The 19,319-nt window shown below is 64.3% G+C and carries 19 protein-coding genes; 12 read left to right on the forward strand and 7 right to left on the reverse strand.

The window, feature by feature from the left end; translation table 11 throughout:
- Positions 1–6: 6 nt before the first annotated feature.
- Positions 7–528, forward strand: a complete 522-nt coding sequence (locus AC2T4A_RS14590) for a DUF6586 family protein (protein WP_486743583.1) — start codon at positions 7–9, stop codon at positions 526–528.
- Positions 529–635: 107 nt separating this feature from the next.
- The gene (locus AC2T4A_RS14595) at positions 636–875 is read left to right on the forward strand and encodes a hypothetical protein (RefSeq protein WP_045211682.1); all 240 of its coding nucleotides are present in this window, start codon (positions 636–638) and stop codon (positions 873–875) included.
- 44 nt (positions 876–919) lie between these two features.
- Here the strand turns inward: AC2T4A_RS14595 and sulA are convergent, their stop codons facing one another.
- Complete coding sequence (gene sulA / locus AC2T4A_RS14600) at positions 920–1,393, reverse strand: SOS-induced cell division inhibitor SulA (RefSeq protein WP_416745012.1); 474 nt, start codon at positions 1,391–1,393, stop codon at positions 920–922.
- A 12-nt stretch (positions 1,394–1,405) separates the two neighbouring features.
- On the reverse strand, positions 1,406–2,020 hold the full coding sequence (gene lexA / locus AC2T4A_RS14605) for a transcriptional repressor LexA (protein ID WP_416745011.1): 615 nt from the start codon (positions 2,018–2,020) through the stop codon (positions 1,406–1,408).
- A gap of 266 nt (positions 2,021–2,286) precedes the next feature.
- Here lexA and AC2T4A_RS14610 point away from each other — a divergent pair, with 266 nt between their 5' ends.
- The 4 genes from AC2T4A_RS14610 to AC2T4A_RS14625 all read left to right on the forward strand — a co-directional run bounded on the left by AC2T4A_RS14610 (position 2,287) and on the right by AC2T4A_RS14625 (position 5,468).
- Positions 2,287–3,003, forward strand: a complete 717-nt coding sequence (locus tag AC2T4A_RS14610) for a TetR/AcrR family transcriptional regulator (RefSeq protein WP_017519280.1) — start codon at positions 2,287–2,289, stop codon at positions 3,001–3,003.
- Positions 3,004–3,059: 56 nt separating this feature from the next.
- Positions 3,060–3,584 carry a L,D-transpeptidase family protein gene (locus tag AC2T4A_RS14615; protein WP_486743584.1) on the forward strand — a complete coding sequence of 175 codons (525 nt, stop codon included), beginning with the start codon at positions 3,060–3,062 and terminating at the stop codon, positions 3,582–3,584.
- A gap of 11 nt (positions 3,585–3,595) precedes the next feature.
- A complete protein-coding gene (gene nagZ / locus AC2T4A_RS14620; RefSeq protein ID WP_486743585.1) occupies positions 3,596–4,594 on the forward strand; it encodes a beta-N-acetylhexosaminidase in 999 nt (332 codons plus the stop codon).
- 136 nt (positions 4,595–4,730) lie between these two features.
- Positions 4,731–5,468: an S-methyl-5'-thioinosine phosphorylase gene (locus tag AC2T4A_RS14625; RefSeq protein WP_416745007.1), complete on the forward strand. Its 738-nt coding sequence runs from the start codon at positions 4,731–4,733 to the stop codon at positions 5,466–5,468.
- Positions 5,469–5,585: 117 nt separating this feature from the next.
- Here AC2T4A_RS14625 and AC2T4A_RS14630 read toward each other — a convergent pair whose 3' ends face one another.
- Both AC2T4A_RS14630 and mfd read right to left on the reverse strand, forming a co-directional pair.
- Positions 5,586–6,245, reverse strand: a complete 660-nt coding sequence (locus AC2T4A_RS14630) for a CsiV family protein (protein ID WP_416745006.1) — start codon at positions 6,243–6,245, stop codon at positions 5,586–5,588.
- 11 nt (positions 6,246–6,256) lie between these two features.
- A complete protein-coding gene (mfd, locus tag AC2T4A_RS14635; RefSeq protein ID WP_486743586.1) occupies positions 6,257–9,721 on the reverse strand; it encodes a transcription-repair coupling factor in 3,465 nt (1,154 codons plus the stop codon).
- A 140-nt stretch (positions 9,722–9,861) separates the two neighbouring features.
- On the opposite strand from mfd, the gene AC2T4A_RS14640 reads away from it, so the two are divergent.
- From AC2T4A_RS14640 to sthA, 4 genes are all read left to right on the forward strand, one after another.
- Positions 9,862–11,328, forward strand: a complete 1,467-nt coding sequence (locus AC2T4A_RS14640; RefSeq protein ID WP_416745004.1) for a glyceraldehyde-3-phosphate dehydrogenase — start codon at positions 9,862–9,864, stop codon at positions 11,326–11,328.
- Between the two features lie 108 nt (positions 11,329–11,436).
- Complete coding sequence (locus tag AC2T4A_RS14645; protein WP_486743587.1) at positions 11,437–12,834, forward strand: amino acid permease; 1,398 nt, start codon at positions 11,437–11,439, stop codon at positions 12,832–12,834.
- Between the two features lie 121 nt (positions 12,835–12,955).
- On the forward strand, positions 12,956–13,975 hold the full coding sequence (locus AC2T4A_RS14650) for an FAD:protein FMN transferase (RefSeq protein WP_486743588.1): 1,020 nt from the start codon (positions 12,956–12,958) through the stop codon (positions 13,973–13,975).
- A 210-nt stretch (positions 13,976–14,185) separates the two neighbouring features.
- Positions 14,186–15,580: a Si-specific NAD(P)(+) transhydrogenase gene (sthA, locus tag AC2T4A_RS14655; RefSeq protein WP_017519271.1), complete on the forward strand. Its 1,395-nt coding sequence runs from the start codon at positions 14,186–14,188 to the stop codon at positions 15,578–15,580.
- A 42-nt stretch (positions 15,581–15,622) separates the two neighbouring features.
- On the opposite strand, the gene AC2T4A_RS14660 is transcribed toward sthA, so the two are convergent.
- From AC2T4A_RS14660 to AC2T4A_RS14670, 3 genes are read right to left on the reverse strand one after another with little or no spacing between them, the layout of a single operon-like run.
- A complete protein-coding gene (locus AC2T4A_RS14660; protein ID WP_416745003.1) occupies positions 15,623–16,345 on the reverse strand; it encodes a glycerophosphodiester phosphodiesterase in 723 nt (240 codons plus the stop codon).
- Positions 16,342–16,659, reverse strand: coding sequence for a phosphodiesterase (locus AC2T4A_RS14665; protein ID WP_416745002.1), 318 nt, complete (start codon positions 16,657–16,659; stop codon positions 16,342–16,344). The genes AC2T4A_RS14660 and AC2T4A_RS14665 overlap by 4 nt, the downstream gene beginning before the upstream one ends.
- 14 nt (positions 16,660–16,673) lie before the next feature.
- The gene (locus AC2T4A_RS14670) at positions 16,674–17,249 is read right to left on the reverse strand and encodes a PilZ domain-containing protein (RefSeq protein ID WP_486743589.1); all 576 of its coding nucleotides are present in this window, start codon (positions 17,247–17,249) and stop codon (positions 16,674–16,676) included.
- A gap of 124 nt (positions 17,250–17,373) precedes the next feature.
- On the opposite strand from AC2T4A_RS14670, the gene AC2T4A_RS14675 reads away from it, so the two are divergent.
- On the forward strand, positions 17,374–18,627 hold the full coding sequence (locus AC2T4A_RS14675) for a lipoprotein-releasing ABC transporter permease subunit (protein WP_486743590.1): 1,254 nt from the start codon (positions 17,374–17,376) through the stop codon (positions 18,625–18,627).
- On the forward strand, positions 18,620–19,318 hold the full coding sequence (gene lolD, locus AC2T4A_RS14680; RefSeq protein ID WP_017519266.1) for a lipoprotein-releasing ABC transporter ATP-binding protein LolD: 699 nt from the start codon (positions 18,620–18,622) through the stop codon (positions 19,316–19,318). Before AC2T4A_RS14675 ends, lolD begins: the two co-directional genes overlap by 8 nt.
- The last annotated feature ends 1 nt before the right edge of the window (position 19,319 follow it).

Consider the following 19,319-nt stretch of genomic DNA (forward strand, 5'->3'; position numbering starts at 1 on the left):
CTGGTCATGGCGAACGAACTCTATACCCGCACCAACCAGAAGCTGTTCTTCGCCGGCCTGGCCCTGGAAGCCTGGCGCAGCGCCGAAGCCGCGCGCGCGATGAACGCCCAGGCGCGTATCCAGGCCGAGCGCGAAGCGGCGCTGTTCCATCTCTACGGAGCGGTGCTGGGCGTGGCCCATGAAATCGCCGGCTACTACCGCCTGCCCCAGGCCGGTGCGCCGCGCGTCGATATCCTGCTGAACGCCCAGGTGCTGGCTGCCGCTCCGAGCCCGGAGCTGGCGGAAATGGTCGAACTGGCGCAATCGCCGGAAGCCTGGCTGGGCCGCCTGTTGGCTGCCTATGCCGAGCTGTTCCAGCCGCCGAGCGAGCCGAAGAAAGCCAAGGTCGATCCCACTCAGCCGCTGATCCAGGCGATCAATGTCGACGATGAAGCGCCTACCGCGTTGGGCAATGACGAGCTGGAGGCCTGGCGCAAATCCATCAAGGAGTTGGTGCTGCGCTTCCGCGCATCGCTCACCGAGCTCTGATCCCTGCCTCACGGCGTGCCGGCCTTCCGGTCGGTCCGCGCAAGCTTTGGCTAGGGTGTAGCGAATGTGGCTGTTACACTACGCGTTCTGCTGTGGAGAACGTCGCTATGCCAACCTCATTTCTGGAAATTGTCGAGCTGCCTGACGGGCGCATTGTGCTGCGTCGTGCGGACGAGGAGGAGGCGCTGGTGACCCTGGAGTTCTCTGCCGATGCCAAGGGCTTCCTGCAGGGCCAACACATCGAGATCGCCAAGGCGATGTTCAATGTCGGTGTACAGATGGCTGGTCGTCTCGCCGAAGGTGGCGACATGAGCATGGACGACGAAGGCCCTCGCGTCCTGCACTGAGTTCTTCCGCTTCGCCGCGTTCGCGGCGAAGCTTCTCGCTCCAATCAACCCAGACGAATATTCAGGCTCTGCGCCTGGCCGGCGACGGCAGCGCGGGACAGTTGCGTGCGCGCTTTCGCGCTGAGGTTCAGCCAGCTCACTACGGTGTGGCTGTTGCCCAGACGCAGCGCTTCGCAGGCCAGCGCATGCGCTGCGGCCTGATCGCGGGCCGGCAGCAGCAGGATGCCCTGGCGGTTCAGGCCGGCCTTGCGCAGCCAGTCCGGCGTCAGGCTGGACGGCGGGGCGATCAGGGTCAGCCAGCGCGAGTCACTTTCCTCGCTCAGTTCGCGGAGCATCGGCGCCAGTAACATCAGGCATTGGCCGGGGAGGCCGCGCAGAGCAATTTCGCTGAAGGCGCTTTCATCGGCGATGGGCTCTTCTTCCATCAGCTCCGGGAGCAGGGGAGCAGTACCGCTTGCCCAGAGTGCTTCCTGGAACAGCGGGAGTTGCGGCAGGTTCTGCGGCTGCGGGTACTGCATGGATGTCTCCTGTTAGCGACGGATCACGCCGACGCTCAAGCCTTCGATGACCAGTTCCTGTTCCTTGAGATCGACCTCGATGGGGGCGAACTCCGGGTTCTCGGCAAGCAGCCAGACCTTGCTGCCTTCGCGCTTGAAGCGCTTCACCGTTACCTCTTCACCCAGGCGGGCAACCACGATCTGGCCGTTACGCGCCTCGCGGGTGACATGCACGGCGAGCAGGTCGCCATCCATGATGCCGACGTCCTTCATGCTCTGGCCGCGCACACGCAGCAGATAGTCGGCCGGCGGGTTGAAGAAGGTGGGGTTGATCCGACAGGTGTCGTCGACGTTCTGCTCGGCGAGGATCGGCGCGCCAGCGGCGACGCGGCCGATGATCGGCAATTCGTCGTCGTTGGCGGCAGTCTTGGGCTCGAAGCCGGGGATGCGAATGCCACGGGAGGCGCCCGGGGTCATTTCGATGGCGCCTTTGCGGGCGAGGGCCTTCAGGTGCTCCTCGGCAGCATTGGGCGACTTGAAGCCGAGCTCCTGGGCGATTTCCGCGCGGGTGGGCGGGTAGCCGTTGGCTTCCAGGCAGCGTTTGATGAAGGCGAGGATCTCGGCTTGGCGCGGCGTGAGCTTCAGCATGTCCATACTCTGGCTTTTTATACAGTGCCTGGGATTATATACAGTGATGGCGGGCTGGCAATGCTTTTATTGGTCGCGGCTGTCGGTGGAACGTTCGTGCATGTAACCTTTGGTCTTTGGCAAGCGTCTTGCTGTCTTCTTATTTAGGATAAGTACGGTGTCTCGTCGCATTGCCATGATATTGGTAACAATCCATCGCACTTTGCTTGACAATACAAGACGCTGAAACGTATGTTTCAAACAAGTGTTTGTCAGGCGGAGTAGCCATGGCCCAGTCGGAAACCGTCGAACGCATCCTGGATGCTGCGGAACAGTTGTTCGCGGAGAAAGGCTTCGCCGAAACTTCTTTGCGTCTGATCACCAGCAAGGCGGGGGTGAACCTCGCGGCGGTGAACTATCACTTCGGCTCGAAGAAGGCGTTGATCCAGGCAGTCTTCTCGCGCTTCCTCGGCCCGTTCTGCGCCAGCCTTGAAAAGGAACTGGATCGCCGCCAGGCCAAGCCCGATGCGCCGCGCGCCACCCTGGAAGAGCTGCTGGAGCTGCTCGTGGTCCAGGCCATGGCGGTGAAGCCTCGTAGCGGCAACGACCTGTCGATCTTCATGCGCCTGCTGGGTCTGGCCTTCAGCCAGAGCCAGGGCCATCTGCGCAAGTACCTCGAAGAGGTCTACGGCAAGGTGTTCCGCCGCTACATGCTGCTGGTGCATGAATCCGCGCCGCGCCTGCCGCCGCTGGAGCTGTTCTGGCGCGTGCACTTCATGCTGGGTACCGCCGTGTTCAGCATGTCCGGCATCAAGGCACTGCGCGCCATGGCCGAGAACGATTTCGGCGTGAACACTTCCATCGAGCAGGTGATGCGCCTGATGGTGCCGTTCCTTGCTGCCGGCATGCGTGCCGATAGCGGTGTGAGCGATCCGTCGCTGGCCGGTGCCCAGCTCAAGCCGCGCACCAAGTCGAGCGCCGCACAGGCTCCCGCCAAGGTCTGATCCGGGCCCGGCTTCGCGCTGGGCTGCGTCGGTCCGATCGGCTACAGTAGCCGGCCATGGCTGATCTTGATCTTCTCCATATCTCCCTTGCTGACCAGATGCTCTACGGCTTTGCCGCGGGGCGTCTTGTCTTGCGTGTTCCGGTATCCAGCGCCGCCAACGGCGCGGGGGAGCGCAACGGCTCCGGCTGCACACCGCGCGGCTTGCACCAGGTCCGTGCGCGTATTGGCGAGGGCTTGCCCAAAGGTGCGGTCCTGAAGGGGCGACGCTGGACCGGCGAGACCTGGACGGCCGAGCTTCACGAGGCCTTTCCCGGTCGCGACTGGATACTTACGCGCATCTTGTGGCTCAGTGGCTGCGAACCGGGGCGCAATCGGATGGGGGAGGTCGATACTTTCCGTCGCTACATCTACCTGCACGGCACGCCCGACTGCGAGCCCATGGGCATGCCGCTGTCCCACGGCTGTATCCGCCTGCGCAATGACGACCTGCTGGAACTCTTCCCGCGGGTGCCGCTCCATTGCCGGGTCAGAATCGAAGAGGCCGCCTGTCCCGACTGGCAGGCGGCGCAACTGAATTGAAAGGAATGCACATGCAAGGCTCCCTGATGCTCGACATCGGCGGCACCTGGCTGACCGCCGAGGACCGTCAGATCCTGCGCCACCCGGAAGTCGGTGGCCTGATCATCTTTGCCCGCAACATCGAGTCGCCGCGCCAGGTGCGCGAGCTGATGGCGGCTATTCGCGCAGTACGCCCCGACCTGCTTCTGGCCGTAGACCAGGAGGGGGGGCGCGTGCAGCGTCTGCGCCAGGGCTTCCTGCGCCTGCCGGCGATGCGCGCCATTGCCGATAATGCCAACGCCGAACGACTGGCCGAGCAGTGCGGCTGGCTGATGGCAACCGAAGTGCTGGCGGTTGGGCTCGATCTGAGCTTCGCCCCGGTACTGGACCTGGATCACCAGCGCAGCGCCGTGGTCGGCAGCCGCGCTTTCGAAGGCAACCCGGAGCGCGCCGTTACGTTGGCGGGTGCGTTCATTCGTGGCATGCGCGCCGCCGGCATGGCTTCCACCGGCAAACACTTCCCCGGCCACGGTTGGGCGGAGGTGGATTCCCACGTGGGGATTCCCGAGGACGAGCGCACGCTGGAGCAGATTCGGGCTGTGGATCTGGTCCCATTCCAGCGCCTGTCCGGCGAACTGGATGCGTTGATGCCGGCCCATGTGATCTACCCGCGGGTCGACCCGAACCCAGCAGGCTTCTCGCGCCGCTGGCTGCAGGACATCCTGCGCGGAGAATTGGGCTTCGGCGGGGTGATCTTCAGTGACGATCTGTCCATGGCCGGCGCCCACGTGGTCGGCGATGCCGCCAATCGCATCGAGGCCGCGCTGAGCGCTGGCTGCGACATGGGCCTGGTGTGCAACAACCGCGCCTCCGCCGAACTGGCCCTGAGCGCCCTGCAGCGCCTCAAGGTCACTGCGCCACAGCGCCTGCAACGTATGCGCGCCAAAGCCTGGCCGGGCATCGAATACAAGCAGCTGCCGCGCTGGCAACAAGCCGTCGGCGAGTTGCGCGCCGCACAACTGATCGATTAATTGCAATCTGCCGCGCGTCGGCATGACGGCGTTGGAAGGCTGGCTCGGGCTGCACATTGATGTGTGGTCCGATCCAGCCTTCCGCCTTGTTCTGCGCTAGCTCGCGAGATTGCAGGAATAAATTGAGGATAGAAGCATGACTGTCTACGCCATCATCGGCGGCACTGGCCTGACCCAGCTGGAAGGGTTGACCCTGAAGGACGCCATCGAACTGGACACGCCTTACGGCGCGCCTTCGGCGGCCATCCAGCGTGGCGAGTTTGCCGGCCGCGAGGTGCTGTTCCTCGCCCGTCACGGCCATCCGCATCGCTTCCCGCCGCACCAGGTGAACTACCGCGCCAACCTCTGGGCACTGAAGCAGGCCGGCGCCGAAGCCATTCTGGCGGTGAACGCTGTGGGTGGTATCCACGCGGCCATGGGGAGCGGCCATCTCTGCGTGCCGCACCAGATCGTCGATTACACCTGGGGCCGCGAGCACACCTATTTTGCCGGTGACATCGAGCATGTCACCCACATTGACTTCAGCCATCCCTATGACGAGGCGCTTCGGCTCAAGTTGATCGCCGCCCTGCAGGCGCTGGGCTTTGCGTACAGCAGCCATGGCGTGTATGCCGCGACTCAGGGCCCACGTCTGGAAACCGTGGCGGAAGTCGCCAAGCTGGAGCGCGATGGTTGCGACATCATCGGCATGACCGGCATGCCCGAAGCCGCGTTGGCTCGTGAGCTGGACCTGCCTTATGCCTGTCTGTCGCTGGTGGTGAACCCGGCAGCTGGCAAGTCCAGCGGCATCATCACCATGGCCGAGATCGAGCAGGCGCTGCACGAAGGCATCGGCAAGGTGCGCGAGGTATTGGGGCGCGTGCTGGTGAGCTGATGGAGGACTTGTAGGAGCGAGCTTGCTCGCGAACCGCCTGGCACCGTGCCTTGCAGGTTCGCGAGCAAGCTCGCTCCTACAAAAAACAAAAGCCCGGCGAGTGCCGGGCTTTTTTCATTATTGCGCGGGCTGTGCCGGCGGCGGGGCGTCGAAGCCGCCGTCTGCCGGAGCGGCCGGCGCCGGCTGCTGTGGCGCGTCCGGGCCGGTCGGCGCCTCGTCTTCCACGCCGGGTGGTGGGGCGGAGGCGGGCTTGGCGTTGAGCGGGGTCACCTTGATCAGCATGCCCAGGCTCGGATGGTCGAGGTAGGTCAGCACGCTGTTCTTCAGGCTGGCTTCCTGGACCATGTGCTGGCTGGCGGCGAGCAGACCGTCCTGGCCGAACTGGTTGATCCAGAAGTCGGTCTGGGTGTTCACGAAGCGCTGCTGGCTGAGGGTGACGGTGCCTTCCACCGGGAAGTGGCCGTCATGCTTCTCGCCTTCGCTCAGGGAAATCTTCACCGGGTTGGCATCGATCTCCTGGCGCCAGGCCTTGTGCATCAGGACCTGGAAGCCTTCGTTCTGCTTGAGTTTGGCCACCTGGGCGTCCATCGCGGTGGGGCGCGAGCTGTCCGGGCCCGGCGGTTGTGCTCCCTTGGCCCAGTCGTCGGGCGCCGGGCGGCTGGCGAACACGGCGTCGCCGGACTGCTGGAAGAGGATCAGCTCCACCTGGTAAGGCTCGGCGAAGGCGGCTGGCGACAGCAGTGCCAGCGACAGCAGCAAGGGTTGGAACAGGCGCATGCACAGGGTCCTTAGTGAGTCTGTGGCGTGAGGCGCTCAAGCAGCGCCTCCAGCGTGTTGAACCGTTCTTCCGGGCGCTCCATGGGCACCTGGAACTTGAAGAGGGTGGCCCCTTCGAATTTGTACCGATTGGGCTGGCTCTGGATCATCTTGATCAGTACCAGTGGGTCGACGCAGGTATCGGCGGCGAATTCTACCCGGCCTCCCTGCGGGCCGGCATCTACCTTCACGATCCCGAGTTTTTCCGCCTGCAGTTTGAGAAGCGTCAGGCGGATCAGATTTTTCGCCGGGTCCGGCAGCAGGCCGAAGCGGTCGATCATTTCCACCTGCAGTTCGCGCAGGCCGTCTTCGTCGGCGGCGTTGGCGATGCGCTTGTAGAGGATCAGGCGGGCGTGCACGTCCGGCAGGTAATCCTCGGGGATCAGCGCCGGCACGCGCAGGTTGATGTCCGGGCCGCCGCCCAGCGGTTGCTCCAGGTTCGGTTGCTCGCCCTTGCGGATGGCCTTCACCGCGCGTTCGAGCATTTCCATGTAGAGGGTAAAGCCCACCGCCTGGATCTGCCCGCTCTGGCCGTCACCGAGCAGCTCGCCGGCGCCGCGGATTTCCAGGTCGTGGGTGGCCAGCACGAAGCCGGCACCGAGGTCCTGGGCGTTGGCGATGGCTTCCAGGCGCTTCTCGGCGTCCGGCGTCATCTGCTTGCGCGGCGGCGTGAGCAGGTAGGCGTAGGCCTGGTGGTGGCTGCGGCCGACGCGTCCGCGCAGCTGGTGCAGCTGGGCCAGGCCGAACTTGTCGGCGCGCTCGATGAGGATGGTGTTGGCGCTGGGCACGTCGATGCCGGTCTCGATGATGGTCGAGGCCACCAGCACGTTGAAGCGCTTGTGGTAGAAGTCGCTCATCACCCGTTCCAGATCGCGCTCGTTCATCTGCCCGTGGCCGATGCCGATGCGCGCTTCCGGGACCAGTTCGGCCAGGTCGCGGGCGCACTTCTCGATGGTCTTCACTTCGTTATGCAGGAAGTAAACCTGGCCGCCGCGCAGCAGTTCGCGCAGCAGGGCTTCCTTGATCACCGACTTCTGCTCTTCCATGACGAAGGTGCGCACGGAGAGACGTCTCGCCGGCGGCGTGGCGATGATCGACAGGTCGCGCATACCGGCCACGGCCATGTTGAGCGTGCGTGGAATCGGCGTGGCGGTGAGGGTGAGGATGTCCACCTCACTGCGCAGGGCCTTGAGCTGCTCCTTCTGGCGCACGCCGAAGCGGTGCTCTTCGTCGATGATGACCAGGCCAAGGTTCTTGAACTTGACGTCGTCCTGCAGCAGCTTGTGGGTGCCGATGACGATGTCCACCTTGCCCTCGGCAAGCTGCCCCGCGGCGCCTTCGACTTCCTTGGCGGACTTGAAGCGGCTCATCACCTCGACCGTCACCGGCCAATCGGCGAAGCGGTCGCGGAAGCTGTTGTAGTGCTGCTGGGCGAGTAGGGTGGTCGGTACCAGTACGGCGACCTGCTTGCCGCTGTGCACCGCGACGAAGGCCGCGCGCATGGCCACTTCGGTCTTGCCGAAGCCCACGTCGCCGCAGACCAGGCGGTCCATCGGCTTTTCCGAGAGCATGTCGGCGACCACCGCTTCGATGGCGGTCTGCTGGTCGGGGGTTTCCTCGAAGGGGAAGCCGGCGGAGAAGGTGGCGTAGTCGACCTGCGGGTCCTTGAACGCGTAACCCTTGCGCGCGGCGCGGCGGGCGTAGATGTCGAGCAGCTCGGCAGCGACGTCGCGGACCTGTTCGGCGGCCTTGCGCTTGGCCTTCTGCCAGGTTTCCGAGCCCAGCTTGTGCAGCGGTGCCAGGGCATCGTCGCTGCCGGTGTAGCGCGCGATCAGGTGCAGGTTGGCCACTGGCACGTAGAGCTTGGCTTCGTCGGCGTATTCCAGGGCGAGGAATTCTGCATTCTGGCCGTCGATTTCCAGGGTGATCAGGCCCATGTAGCGGCCGACACCGTGGTCGATGTGCACCACCGGTGCGCCTTCGCGCAACTCGGTGAGGTTCTTGATGACGTTTTCGCCACCGTCGCGGGTCTTCTCGCGGCGCCGGCGCTGCATGACGCGCTGGCCGAACAGCGGGCTTTCCGCTACCAGGGCGATGCCCGGCTGGCCCTTGTCGGCGTCCAGCAGCAGGCCTTCGTCCATCGGTGCGATGGTGATCGCCAGGCGGTCCTTGTGCGCCAGGAAGCCCGGCCAGCCCTCGACCTCGACCGGGCGCAGCTTAAGCCGCGCCAGCAGTTCCAGCAGCACTTCGCGGCGACCGGCGGATTCGGCGGTGAAGAGAATGCGCCCGTCGAACTGCTCGATGAACTGGCGCAGGCGCGCCAGCGGCTCGCTGGCCTTGGCCTCGATGGCCAGCTCGGGCAGCGCTTCGGCGGGGAAGCGCTCGCGGCCGACGCCGGTCTCGATCGGTTCGGGACTGACCACCACGCGCGGCCAGTTCTTCAGGCGGGCGAAGCAGTCCTCCACCGGCAGGAACACTTCACCTGGCGGCAATAGCGGGCGTTCCGGGTCGTAGCGACGGTCTTCGTAACGGTTGCGCACGTCGGTCCAGAACTGCTCGGCGGCGCTCTCGATACCTGGCAGGGAGAACACCTGGGTGTCCTGCGGCAGGTAGTCGAACAGCGTCGAAGTCTCGCCATCTTCGAAGAACAGCGGGATGTAGTACTCGATGCCGGCGGGTGTCAGGCCGCTGGCCAGGTCCTGGTAGATCGGGCAACGGCGGTAGTCGACGTCGAAGCGCTCGCGGAAGCGGCCACGGAAGCCGGTCACTGCTTCCTTGCGTAGCGGGAACTCGCGCGCCGGTAGCAGGCGGATGCTGTCGACCTTGTCGATGGAGCGCTGGGTTTCCGGATCGAAGGTGCGAAGTGTCTCGATTTCGTCGTCGAACAGGTCGATCCGGTAGGGCAATTCGCTGCCCATGGGGAACAGGTCGATCAACGCGCCGCGCACGGCAAATTCGCCGTGTTCGTAGACGGTATCCACGCAACGGTAGCCGGCGGCCTCGAAGCGGCTGCGCATCTGCTCGACGTCGAGCTTCTGGCCGACATCCAGCACCAGGCTGCTGCCGAGCAGGAACTTGGCCGGAGCCAGGCGGTGCAGGGCGGTGGTGATAGGCACTACCAGCACGCCACGGCGCAGTTCGGGTAATTGATAAAGGGTAGCGACGCGCTGGGAGATGATGTCCTGGTGCGGCGAGAAGACGTCGTAGGGCAGGGTTTCCCAATCCGGCAACTGCAGCACGGGCAGGTCCGGCGCGAAGAAACGCAGCTCCTGCTCCAGGCGCTCGGCGCTCTGGCTGTCGGCGGTCAGCAACAGGGTGAAACGCTTTGCCGGTCCGGCGGCTTCGGCGATGGCCAGGCTGAGGGCGGCCCCGGGGAGGTTGCCCCAGGATTGTTTGCCGGCTGCGGTCGGCAATGAAGGTATGCGCAATACGGACACGGGCGTTCGTGGCTCCGGTCGAGGAATTTGACCGGTCGGATTGTAACTATCCCGATTGACGGATGTCAGTCATACGACCGCTGCGGATTGCCGGCGATTGTTCGCGCCGTCATAATGTAGCCCCTTTTTTCTTCTCCTACATGTGGAAGGTATTGCCCGTGACCCAGAAGCCCGACCAGTGTCTCGGTGAGTGGATCGATCGTGAAGCCCTCGCGGAAGCCATGATTCCGCTGATCGGTCAGCTGTACCGTAACAACAACGTGGTGACCTCGATCTACGGCCGTGGCCTGATCAACCGTTCGGTGATCGCGATCCTCAAAGCGCACCGTTTCGCCCGTCACCGCCTGGCCGAAGAAGGCGGGCTGTCGGTTCACGACACTTTCCCGATCCTCAAGGCGATGAGCGAGCTCAAGCTGGGCGCCGCCTCGGTGGACCTGGGCAAGATGGTTGCCAAGTTCAAGACCGAAGGTAACGGTCGCAGCATCGAACAGTTCACCAAGGACGAGCTGGCCGACGTAGTCGGCAAGCAGAACGGCGGCGCCCGCGAAGGCACCGACGTGGTCCTGTACGGTTTCGGTCGTATCGGCCGCCTGCTGGCCCGCATCCTCATCGAGAAGACCGGTGGTGGCGACGGCCTGCGCCTGCGTGCCATCGTCGTCCGCAAGGGCGCCGAGAACGACCTGGTCAAGCGCGCCAGCCTGCTGCGTCGTGACTCCGTGCATGGTCCGTTCGATGGCACCATCACCATCGACGAAGAACACAACACCATCACCGCCAACGGCAACCTGATCCAGGTGATCTACTCCAACGACCCGGCGTCGATCGACTACACCCAGTACGGCATCAAGAAGGCCCTGCTGGTCGACAACACCGGCAAGTGGCGTGATGCCGAAGGCCTGGGCCAGCACCTGAAGTGCCCGGGTATCGACCGCGTGATCCTGACCGCTCCGGGCAAGGGCGCGCTGAAGAACGTCGTACATGGCATCAACCATGGCGACATCACCGCTGACGACAAGATCGTCTCGGCCGCTTCCTGCACCACCAACGCCATCGTGCCGGTGCTGAAGGCTGTCAACGACCAGTACGGCATCGTCAACGGCCACGTCGAAACCGTTCACTCGTTCACCAACGACCAGAACCTGATCGACAACTTCCACAAGGGCAGCCGTCGTGGCCGCGCCGCGCCGCTGAACATGGTGATCACCGAGACTGGCGCCGCTACTGCTGCCGCCAAGGCTCTGCCGGTTCTCAAGGGCAAGCTGACCGGCAACGCGATCCGCGTTCCGACGCCGAACGTTTCCATGGCCATCCTGAACCTGAACCTGGAAAAGGCCACCAACCGCGAAGAGATCAACGAGTACCTGCGCCAGATGGCCATGCACTCGGACCTGCAGAAGCAGATCGACTTCGTGTCGTCCCAGGAAGTGGTTTCCACCGACTTCGTCGGTTCCCGCCATGCGGGCGTCGTCGATGCGGAAGCGACCATCGCCAACGACAACCGCGTCGTCCTCTACGTGTGGTACGACAACGAGTTCGGCTACAGCTGCCAGGTCGTCCGCGTGATGGAAGACATGGCTGGCGTGAATCCGCCGGCTTTCCCGCGCTGATCCAGGCGGTCTAGATAAACGGGAGCTCTCGGGCTCCCGTTTTTCGTTACTGGCTCCACCATAATCATCAATAAAATCTGCCAATTCCTGAACCTGGAAAGACTTCAAATGGATGGACAACATCTGCATGAAGGCGAGCTGAAGCGTGGTCTGAAGAACCGCCACATCCAGCTGATCGCCCTCGGCGGCGCCATCGGTACCGGCCTGTTCCTGGGCTCTGCCGGCGTCCTGCAATCCGCCGGCCCGTCGATGATCCTCGGCTACGCCATCGGCGGCTTCATCGCCTTCCTGATCATGCGCCAGCTCGGCGAGATGATCGTCGAGGAGCCCGTCGCCGGTTCCTTCAGCCACTTCGCGCACAAGTACTGGGGTGGTTTCGCCGGCTTCATGTCCGGCTGGAACTACTGGGTGCTGTACATCCTGGTGGGCATGTCGGAGCTGACCGCAGTCGGCAAGTACATCCAGTTCTGGTGGCCGGACTTCCCGACCTGGGCGACGGCAGCGGTGTTCTTCGTCCTGATCAACGCCATCAACCTGTTCAACGTGAAGGCCTTTGGCGAGACCGAATTCTGGTTCGCGATCATCAAGGTCGTCGCCATCATCGGCATGATCCTGCTCGGTGTCTGGCTGCTGGTCAGCGGCACCGGCGGCCCGCAGGCCTCGGTGAGCAACCTCTGGGCCCACGGCGGCTTCTTCCCCAATGGGTGGAAGGGGCTGATCATGGTCCTGGCGATCATCATGTTCTCTTTCGGTGGCCTGGAACTGGTCGGTATCACTGCCGCCGAAGCTTCCGAGCCGAAGAAGGTGATCCCCAAGGCGATCAACCAGGTCATCTACCGGATCCTGATCTTCTACATCGGCGCCCTGGCCGTGCTGCTCTCGCTGTACCCCTGGGATGCCCTGCTGCAGAGCATCAACAGCGCTGGCGACCCCTACAGCGGCAGCCCGTTCGTGAAGGTCTTCTCGCTGCTGGGTAGCGAGTACGCAGCCAATATCCTGAACTTCGTGGTGCTCACCGCCGCGCTGTCGGTCTACAACAGCTGCGTGTACTGCAACAGCCGCATGCTCTATGGCCTCGCCGAGCAGGGCGACGCCCCGCGCGCCTTCGCCAAGGTGGATGACCGTGGTGTGCCGCTGCTGGCCATCGGTGTGTCTGCCTTCATCACCCTGGCCTGCGTGGTGGTCAACTATGTGATCCCGCACCAGGCGCTGGAGCTGCTGATGTCCCTGGTGGTCGCCGCGCTGGTGATCAACTGGGCGATGATCAGCCTGGCCCACATGAAGTTCCGCAAGGCCATGGTCGCCAAGGGCGTGCGGCCGTTCTTCCGTGCGCTGTGGTACCCCTACGGCAACTGGCTGTGCCTGGCCTTCGTGGTGTTCATCCTCGGCATCATGCTGCAGATCCCGGGCATCGACGTGTCGGTGTACGCGATCCCGGTGTGGGTTGTGCTGATGGGTGTGTGCTACCTGTTCAAGCGCAAGACTCCGGTCAAGGCCAACGCCTGAGCCGATTGAGAAACGGGAGCTTCGGCTCCCGTTTTCTTTTGGTAATGCACCTTTGCCAGAGCGGAAACAGTGGCGGCGGGTGCTTGCGGTAGAATGCCCGGCGCCGCGCACCTGGCGGCTGATGGAGAGACCCGTGTCCCGTGCAGGCCTGTTGATCGTGCTGGTTCTGGCAGCCCTGAGCGGCTGCGGGCAATCCGTCGAGCGCTTCGGCGGGCCGACCATGGGCAGCAGCTACACGGTGCAGTTCGTGCCGACCGGCAAGTCGCCTGACGCAGCAAAGCTCAAGGCCGAGGTCGACACGATCCTGGCTGGCCTGGACGATCAGTTCTCCACTTACCGCGATGATTCCGTGGTTTCCCGCTTCAACGCCCTGCCGGCTGACGGCTGCATGGCGTTGCCGGCGGACATGCTCGAGCTCTGGCGCTATGGCGAGCAGTTGTCGCAGCAGAGCGACGGTGCCTTCGACCTCACCGTCGAGCCGCTGATGAACCTCTGGGGCTTCGGTCCGCAGTCGCGCACTGAAAAGGTGCCGGACGCTGCCGCGCTGGTGCGCGAACGCGCCCGAGTCGGCCATCAGCATCTGCATCTGGACGGCGATCAGCTGTGCAAGGACGTCGACGCGCAGCTGGACTTCGACAGCATCGTCGCCGGTTACGCGGTGGATCAGGTCAGCACGCGCCTGGCCGAATTGGGCCTGACGGACTACCTGGTGGAGATCACCGGGGAGCTCAAAGCAGTGGGCCGCAAGCCCGATGGCACACCCTGGCGCATCGCTCTGGAGGTGCCCAGCGGCGAGCGCGAGCGGCAGATAGAGCGCTCAGTGGCGCTGGACGGAATCGGCTTGTCCACCTCCGGCGACTACCGCAACTATTTCGAGGAGGGTGGGCAGCGCTATTCGCACACCTTCGATCCGCGCACGGGCGCGCCAGTGCGGCATGAGCTGGCGGCTGTCACCGTGGCGGAGGCGCAGGCCTTGCGTGCTGACGGCCTGTCGACCGTGCTGATGGTGCTGGGACCGGAGGAGGGCTATACCTTTGCCGAGCGCAATGGGCTGGCGGCATTCTTCATCGTGCGCCAGGGCGGTGGCTTCGTGACCCGCGCGACGACGCGCTTCGAGGCGCTGTTCCCGTCGCCTGAATGAAAGCTTCGGCGGGCATTATGGCGGCCCGCAGGTTGGTCAATGCATGTAGTGGCGGCAAAATTCGCCTACCTGCCGACCAACCGCTAATGTGCAGCCTTTTGCCGCAGGGCTAAGCTGCGCCAATGATTTCGATCCGCCTCGGCGCATGTGGTGCCGGGGCTTCGCCGGGAGCGCCACGCGGGCGCCCCGGCCTGTTCTGAAGGAGTACGCATGGCTGTCTACAACTACGACGTGGTGATTCTCGGCACGGGCCCGGCAGGCGAGGGGGCGGCGATGAACGCCTCCAAGTACGGGCGCAAGCTGGCGGTGGTGGACAGCCGTCGCGTGGTCGGCGGCAACTGCACGCACCTGGGCACCATCCCGTCCAAGGCGCTGCGTCACTCGGTGAAGCAGATCATCGAGTTCAACACCAACCCGATGTTCCGCCAGATCGGCGAGCCGCGCTGGTTCTCCTTCCCGGACGTGCTGAAAAGCGCCGAGCGGGTGATCTCCAAGCAGGTCTCCTCGCGCACCGGCTACTACGCGCGCAATCGCATCGACATGTTCAACGGCACCGCCAGCTTCGTCGATGAGCGCACCGTCGAAGTCGTCACCCCCAGCGGCGCGGTAGAGCGCCTGGTGGCCGACCAGTTCGTCATCGCCACCGGCTCGCGTCCGTATCGCCCCTCGGACATCAACTTCAACCACCCGCGCGTCTACGACAGCGACACCATCCTGTCCCTGAGCCACACCCCGCGCCGCCTGATCATCTACGGAGCTGGCGTGATCGGCTGCGAGTACGCCTCGATCTTCAGTGGCCTGGGCGTGCTGGTAGACCTGATCGACACCCGCGACCAACTGCTGAGCTTCCTCGACGACGAAATCTCCGACGCGCTGAGCTACCACCTGCGCAACAACAACGTGCTGATCCGTCACAACGAGGATTACGAGCGCGTCGAGGGCCTGGATAACGGGGTGATCCTGCACCTGAAATCGGGCAAGAAGATCAAGGCAGACGCCCTGCTGTGGTGCAACGGCCGTACCGGCAACACCGACCGCCTGGGCCTGGAGAACATCGGCATCAAGGTCAACAGCCGTGGTCAGATCGAGACGGATGAGAACTACCGCACCTCGGTCTCGAACATCTACGCCGCGGGCGACGTGATCGGCTGGCCAAGCCTGGCCAGCGCTGCCTACGACCAGGGCCGTTCGGCCGCCGGCAACATCGTCGAGCACGACGGCTGGCGCTTCGTGAATGACGTGCCGACCGGCATCTACACCATCCCGGAGATCAGCTCGATCGGCAAGAACGAGCAGGAGCTGACCGTAGCGAAGATCCCCTACGAAGTGGGCAAGGCCTTCTTCAAGGGCATGGCTCGTGCGCAGATCTCCAACGAGCCGGTGGGCATGCTGAAGATCCTGTTCCACCGCGACACCCTGGAAATCCTCGGTGTGCACTGCTTCGGCGACCAGGCCTCGGAGATCGTCCACATCGGCCAGGCGATCATGAATCAGCCGGGCGAGTTGAACACCCTGAAGTACTTCGTCAACACCACCTTCAACTATCCGACCATGGCCGAAGCCTACCGCGTAGCGGCGTTCGACGGCCTGAACCGGATTTTTTGAAATACCCCGACCGGCGGCCTGAGCCGGTCGGGGGGAACCTGCTCAGCGATTCCCGATCGTGGCAGTGGCCAAACCGGGAAAGTCTGTGATCAGGCTATCCACGCCAAAATCGGCGAGCCGGCGCATCAGCGCCGGCTCGTTGACCGTCCACACCGACACATGCAGCCCCTGTTTCTGCGCTTTCAGCAGGCGCTCCGGGGTGCACAGCATCCAGTTTAGCGCCAGCAGATCACAGCCGTAGTGCGCGGCGACCTTCAGCGGGTCGAGCCAGGCGTATTCGGCCACCAGCCCGCGAGACAGGTCCGGCGCAAGTTCTTCCAGTGCGCGCAGCACCGTGCGTGAGCTCGAGGTCACGGTGATCCGGTCGCGCAGGCCGAAACGGCCTACCAACTGGTGGATCGCCTGCACCGTGCGGCTGGCACGATCCTTCGATGCGCTTTTCACTTCCAACTGCCAGTGCTCGAACTCGCAGCGCTCGAACAACTCCGCCAGGCGCGGGATAGGGCAGGGGCGCACCCAGCCCGGGCCGCCGTCACGGGCGTCCATGGTGACCAGGTCGTCCGCCAGTTGCTCGGAGACCTTGCCGCGCCGCCCGGTAGTGCGCTTGAGCGTCGGGTCGTGGATGACCATCAGCTCGCCGTCGCGGGACAGGTGCAGGTCCAGTTCGCAACGCTTCACGCCATGTTCCAGGCAGCGCAGGAAGCTGTTCAGGGTGTTTTCCGGTGCTTCGCCTTTGGCGCCGCGATGGCCATAGATCAGAGTCACTGAGGCTCCTTGGGAGTCTGGGGTGAAAGGTCCTTGAGATATTGCGAGCGGTGCTGGCGGACGGCATCGACCACCACCCCGCTCTCGAAATAGACGCTGAATTCGCGGTAGTCCCAGCGCGAGATGGGCGGCTTGCCCACCGCCGGGTGTTCCTCGTCCGGCAGGCCGAAGCGCTCCAGCACGGCCTTCTGGCTCTCGCCACGGGCCGGCAGCACGATGTGTGGGTCACCCTGGCTGCCCACGGGTATCTCGATGGTATCCGCCAGCAGTGGCAGCGGGGTGACAAGGCTCAACAGGAGCAGCAGATGGCGCATGGATTTTCCTGGGTTCATTCTTCGCGGGCCTTGGCCTGCCGGCGTTCCAATGCCTGGCGCTGGAGGATGTGGCGGGCCAGCAGTTGCCGCTGGGTATCGCCCAGGATGTCGAATTCGGTACCGATCTCGTAGTCGCCTTCGTTCTGTTGCTGGCAATGGGTGACCTTGGCGCGCAGCAGCAGGCCCAGGCCGTGGGGCAGCAGGACGATCTTCAGCGCCAGTGGTTGGCCTACGGGAAGCGCGCGAGCATCGCGGAAGTTGATGCCGCCCTCGGACAGGGTGACCTTGCGCGCCGGGCCGATCTCGCTGAGCAGGCTCTGGGTCAGGGCCTGGGCGATCAGGTCGATGCGCTTGTTCATCACCTTCAGGTAGCTGGCCAGTGGGCGGTCGCGCTCGTGGATATGGCGCAGCAGGTGCTGCGACTCGAAGTCGGTCAGGTGCAGGTCGCTGAGCAGATTGAACAGCGCCGAATCATCCTGAAGCACTTCTTGCGACTGGATTTCGTCCTCGCGCAGCGGGCGAAATTCCAATGCGAGCGTGTCTTCAATACGATAGTATTCGCGGCGGTCATCCGCGTCTGGAGTGGACATGGCGAACCCACGGCGGCAGTGATGGTCTGAGTGTAAAGCCGCCTGCCGAGCCTCGCCACACGGAAGTCGCACGCCAGATGGAACTGACGCTCGACGCACTCTTCATCTTCTCAATCGGCCCCACATGTTCAGACCTCTTTCCGTCTATATCGGAACGCGCTACACACGCGCCAAACGTCGCAGCCATTTCGTTTCCTTCATTTCGCTCACTTCCATGATCGGCCTCGCGCTGGGCGTGGTGGTGATGATCGTGGTGCTCTCGGTCATGAACGGCTTCGACCACGAGATGCGGACCCGCGTACTGGGCATGGTGCCCCACGCTACGGTTGAGTCGTACCAGCCCATCTCCGGCTGGCAGGGCATCGCCGGGCAGATCAAGACCCAGCACCCGAACGTGCTGGAGGTCGCGCCCTTCATCCAGATGCAGGGCCTGCTCAGTGCCGGTGGCACGGTGCAGAAGGTGCTGATCAACGCCGTGGACCCGAACGAGGAGAGCAAGGTCTCGATCATCGACCAGTTCTTCCAGGAAGGTTCGCTCTCGAGCCTCAAGCCCGGCGAGTTTGGCATCATCATCGGTGACAAGGCGGCGAAGAACCTCGGCGTGAAGCTGGGCGACAAGGTCACCTTCATCGCCCCGGAAGTCTCGGTCACCCCGGCCGGCATGTTCCCGCGCATGAAGCGCTTCACCGTGGTCGGCACGTTCCACGTCGGCGCCGGCGAGTTGGACGGTTACGTCGCCATGGTCCACATCGACGACGCCGCGCGCATGCGCCGCCTCAAGGAAGGTCAGGTCGAAGGCCTGCGCCTGAAGCTCGACGACCTGTTCCAGGCGCCGCGCACCGCCTGGGAAATCGCTCGCACCCTGAAGGGCAATGACTACTTCGCCCGCGACTGGACCCGCAGCCACGGCAACCTGTACCAGGCCATCCGCATGGAGAAGTCGATGATCGGCCTCTTGTTATTGCTGATCGTCGCGGTCGCCGCGTTCAACATCATTTCCACCCTGGTCATGGTCGTCACCGACAAGAAGGCCGACATCGCCATCCTGCGCACCTTGGGCGCCACGCCGGGGCAGATCATGGCGACCTTCATGGTCCAGGGCACGGTGATCGGTGTGATCGGCACCTTCATCGGCGGCGTGCTGGGCGTCCTCGCGGCGCTCAACGTCAGCTCCGCCATCGCCCTGCTGGAGCGCCTGCTGGGCCATAAATTCCTCAATGCGGACGTCTACTTCATCGATTACCTGCCCTCGCAACTGATGAGCGAGGACGTGATCCTGGTGTGCAGCGCCGCGCTGATCCTGAGTTTCTTCGCCACCCTGTATCCGGCCTGGCGTGCGGCCCGCACCCAGCCCGCGGAGGCCCTGCGTTATGAGTAAGCCGACCCCCAACGACCAGGCCGTCCTGAGCTGCCGCGATCTGGGCAAGCGCTACGAGGAAGGCCCGCAGTCGGTCGAGGTGCTCTCTGGTGTGCAGTTGGAGCTGCTGCCCGGTGAGCGCGTCGCCATCGTCGGCAGCTCCGGCTCGGGCAAGAGTACCCTGCTGAACATGCTCGGCGGCCTCGACACACCCAGCACCGGTAGCGTCTGGCTGGCCGGCGAGCAGCTGTCGGCGTTGAACGAAAAGCAGCGCGGCCTGCTGCGCAACCGCGCGCTGGGCTTCGTTTACCAGTTCCACCACCTGTTGCCGGAGTTCACCGCCCTGGAGAACGTCTGCATGCCGTTGCTGATCGGCAAGACGCCGATCCCTGAGGCGCGCCAGCGTGCCACCGCGCTGCTGGAGCGTGTGGGCCTGGGCCATCGCCTGAGCCACAAGCCGTCCGAGCTGTCTGGTGGTGAGCGCCAGCGCGTGGCCATTGCCCGCGCCCTGGTGAATACGCCGAAACTGGTGCTGCTCGACGAACCCACCGGCAACCTCGACCAGCACACCGCCCACGGTATCCAGGAGCTGATGCTGGAGCTGTCGCAATCCCTGCGCACCGCCTTCCTGGTAGTGACCCACGACACTCACCTCGCCCAGCAGATGGACCGTGTGCTGCGCCTGGAGGAGGGCCGGCTGGTCGCCGCCTGAG

The sequence above is a fragment of the Pseudomonas sp. PVC-3-1 genome (assembly GCF_057444315.1).

What these genes read in the sequence shown, in the direction of transcription:
- AC2T4A_RS14595 (WP_045211682.1), top strand. Translation starts at nt 636, where the DNA reads ATGCCAACCTCATTTCTGGAAATTGTCGAGCTGCCTGACGGGCGCATT.
- AC2T4A_RS14665 (WP_416745002.1), bottom strand. Translation starts at nt 16,659, where the DNA reads ATGCGCCATCTGCTGCTCCTGTTGAGCCTTGTCACCCCGCTGCCACTG.
- lexA (WP_416745011.1), bottom strand. Translation starts at nt 2,020, where the DNA reads ATGCTGAAGCTCACGCCGCGCCAAGCCGAGATCCTCGCCTTCATCAAA.
- AC2T4A_RS14615 (WP_486743584.1), top strand. Translation starts at nt 3,060, where the DNA reads ATGGCTGATCTTGATCTTCTCCATATCTCCCTTGCTGACCAGATGCTC.
- AC2T4A_RS14645 (WP_486743587.1), top strand. Translation starts at nt 11,437, where the DNA reads ATGGATGGACAACATCTGCATGAAGGCGAGCTGAAGCGTGGTCTGAAG.
- sulA (WP_416745012.1), bottom strand. Translation starts at nt 1,393, where the DNA reads ATGCAGTACCCGCAGCCGCAGAACCTGCCGCAACTCCCGCTGTTCCAG.
- AC2T4A_RS14625 (WP_416745007.1), top strand. Translation starts at nt 4,731, where the DNA reads ATGACTGTCTACGCCATCATCGGCGGCACTGGCCTGACCCAGCTGGAA.
- nagZ (WP_486743585.1), top strand. Translation starts at nt 3,596, where the DNA reads ATGCAAGGCTCCCTGATGCTCGACATCGGCGGCACCTGGCTGACCGCC.
- AC2T4A_RS14640 (WP_416745004.1), top strand. Translation starts at nt 9,862, where the DNA reads ATGTGGAAGGTATTGCCCGTGACCCAGAAGCCCGACCAGTGTCTCGGT.
- sthA (WP_017519271.1), top strand. Translation starts at nt 14,186, where the DNA reads ATGGCTGTCTACAACTACGACGTGGTGATTCTCGGCACGGGCCCGGCA.
- AC2T4A_RS14610 (WP_017519280.1), top strand. Translation starts at nt 2,287, where the DNA reads ATGGCCCAGTCGGAAACCGTCGAACGCATCCTGGATGCTGCGGAACAG.
- AC2T4A_RS14590 (WP_486743583.1), top strand. Translation starts at nt 7, where the DNA reads ATGGCGAACGAACTCTATACCCGCACCAACCAGAAGCTGTTCTTCGCC.
- AC2T4A_RS14630 (WP_416745006.1), bottom strand. Translation starts at nt 6,245, where the DNA reads ATGCGCCTGTTCCAACCCTTGCTGCTGTCGCTGGCACTGCTGTCGCCA.
- AC2T4A_RS14675 (WP_486743590.1), top strand. Translation starts at nt 17,374, where the DNA reads ATGTTCAGACCTCTTTCCGTCTATATCGGAACGCGCTACACACGCGCC.
- lolD (WP_017519266.1), top strand. Translation starts at nt 18,620, where the DNA reads ATGAGTAAGCCGACCCCCAACGACCAGGCCGTCCTGAGCTGCCGCGAT.
- AC2T4A_RS14650 (WP_486743588.1), top strand. Translation starts at nt 12,956, where the DNA reads ATGGAGAGACCCGTGTCCCGTGCAGGCCTGTTGATCGTGCTGGTTCTG.
- AC2T4A_RS14670 (WP_486743589.1), bottom strand. Translation starts at nt 17,249, where the DNA reads ATGTCCACTCCAGACGCGGATGACCGCCGCGAATACTATCGTATTGAA.